Source organism: Enterobacter chinensis (genome assembly GCF_034008295.1).
In the GTDB taxonomy this organism is placed as follows: Bacteria; Pseudomonadota; Gammaproteobacteria; order Enterobacterales; family Enterobacteriaceae; genus Enterobacter; species Enterobacter chinensis.
Genome location: NZ_JARDVI010000013.1, coordinates 1 through 2,591 on the forward strand (window position 1 = coordinate 1; position 2,591 = coordinate 2,591).

A 2,591-nucleotide genomic window follows, 5' to 3' on the forward strand; every position below is an offset into this window, starting at 1 on the left:
CCCGTACACGAAAGCACACTTGCTGTGAACTCGAAGAGTAGGGCGGGACACGTGGTATCCTGTCTGAATATGGGGGGACCATCCTCCAAGGCTAAATACTCCTGACTGACCGATAGTGAACCAGTACCGTGAGGGAAAGGCGAAAAGAACCCCGGCGAGGGGAGTGAAAAAGAACCTGAAACCGTGTACGTACAAGCAGTGGGAGCACCTTCGTGGTGTGACTGCGTACCTTTTGTATAATGGGTCAGCGACTTATATTCTGTAGCAAGGTTAACCGTATAGGGGAGCCGAAGGGAAACCGAGTCTTAACTGGGCGTTAAGTTGCAGGGTATAGACCCGAAACCCGGTGATCTAGCCATGGGCAGGTTGAAGGTTGGGTAACACTAACTGGAGGACCGAACCGACTAATGTTGAAAAATTAGCGGATGACTTGTGGCTGGGGGTGAAAGGCCAATCAAACCGGGAGATAGCTGGTTCTCCCCGAAAGCTATTTAGGTAGCGCCTCGTGAACTCATCTTCGGGGGTAGAGCACTGTTTCGGCTAGGGGGCCATCCCGGCTTACCAACCCGATGCAAACTACGAATACCGAAGAATGTTATCACGGGAGACACACGGCGGGTGCTAACGTCCGTCGTGAAGAGGGAAACAACCCAGACCGCCAGCTAAGGTCCCAAAGTCATGGTTAAGTGGGAAACGATGTGGGAAGGCACAGACAGCCAGGATGTTGGCTTAGAAGCAGCCATCATTTAAAGAAAGCGTAATAGCTCACTGGTCGAGTCGGCCTGCGCGGAAGATGTAACGGGGCTAAACCATGCACCGAAGCTGCGGCAGCGACGCTTATGCGTTGTTGGGTAGGGGAGCGTTCTGTAAGCCGTTGAAGGTGTCCTGTGAGGGGTGCTGGAGGTATCAGAAGTGCGAATGCTGACATAAGTAACGATAAAGCGGGTGAAAAGCCCGCTCGCCGGAAGACCAAGGGTTCCTGTCCAACGTTAATCGGGGCAGGGTGAGTCGACCCCTAAGGCGAGGCCGAAAGGCGTAGTCGATGGGAAACAGGTTAATATTCCTGTACTTGGTGTTACTGCGAAGGGGGGACGGAGAAGGCTATGTTAGCCGGGCGACGGTTGTCCCGGTTTAAGCATGTAGGCGGAACGATTAGGTAAATCCGGTCGTTTATTAACGCTGAGGTGTGATGACGAGGCACTACGGTGCTGAAGTAACAAATGCCCTGCTTCCAGGAAAAGCCTCTAAGCATCAGGTAACATCAAATCGTACCCCAAACCGACACAGGTGGTCAGGTAGAGAATACCAAGGCGCTTGAGAGAACTCGGGTGAAGGAACTAGGCAAAATGGTGCCGTAACTTCGGGAGAAGGCACGCTGATATGTAGGTGAAGCCCCTGCGGGTGGAGCTGAAATCAGTCGAAGATACCAGCTGGCTGCAACTGTTTATTAAAAACACAGCACTGTGCAAACACGAAAGTGGACGTATACGGTGTGACGCCTGCCCGGTGCCGGAAGGTTAATTGATGGGGTTAGCGGCAACGCGAAGCTCTTGATCGAAGCCCCGGTAAACGGCGGCCGTAACTATAACGGTCCTAAGGTAGCGAAATTCCTTGTCGGGTAAGTTCCGACCTGCACGAATGGCGTAATGATGGCCAGGCTGTCTCCACCCGAGACTCAGTGAAATTGAACTCGCTGTGAAGATGCAGTGTACCCGCGGCAAGACGGAAAGACCCCGTGAACCTTTACTATAGCTTGACACTGAACACTGGTCCTTGATGTGTAGGATAGGTGGGAGGCTTTGAAGCGTGGACGCCAGTCTGCGTGGAGCCGCCCTTGAAATACCACCCTTTAATGGCTGGTGTTCTAACGTAGACCCGTAATCCGGGTTGCGGACAGTGTCTGGTGGGTAGTTTGACTGGGGCGGTCTCCTCCCAAAGAGTAACGGAGGAGCACGAAGGTTAGCTAATCCTGGTCGGACATCAGGAGGTTAGTGCAATGGCATAAGCTAGCTTGACTGCGAGAGTGACGGCTCGAGCAGGTGCGAAAGCAGGTCATAGTGATCCGGTGGTTCTGAATGGAAGGGCCATCGCTCAACGGATAAAAGGTACTCCGGGGATAACAGGCTGATACCGCCCAAGAGTTCATATCGACGGCGGTGTTTGGCACCTCGATGTCGGCTCATCACATCCTGGGGCTGAAGTAGGTCCCAAGGGTATGGCTGTTCGCCATTTAAAGTGGTACGCGAGCTGGGTTTAGAACGTCGTGAGACAGTTCGGTCCCTATCTGCCGTGGGCGCTGGAGAATTGAGGGGGGCTGCTCCTAGTACGAGAGGACCGGAGTGGACGCATCACTGGTGTTCGGGTTGTCATGCCAATGGCACTGCCCGGTAGCTAAATGCGGAAAAGATAAGTGCTGAAAGCATCTAAGCACGAAACTTGCCCCGAGATGAGTTCTCCCTGACCCTTTAAGGGTCCTGAAGGAACGTTGAAGACTACGACGTTGATAGGTCGGGTGTGTAAGCGCAGCGATGCGTTGAGCTAACCGATACTAATGAACCGTGAGGCTTAACCTTACAACGCCGAAGCTGTTT

1 rRNA gene is annotated in these 2,591 nt (G+C 53.3%); it reads left to right on the top strand.

Annotation, left to right across the window (positions count from 1 at the left end):
* A 23S ribosomal RNA gene (locus PYW49_RS23235) occupies positions 1-2,573 on the top strand; the annotation flags it as partial.
* Positions 2,574-2,591 lie beyond the last annotated feature (18 nt).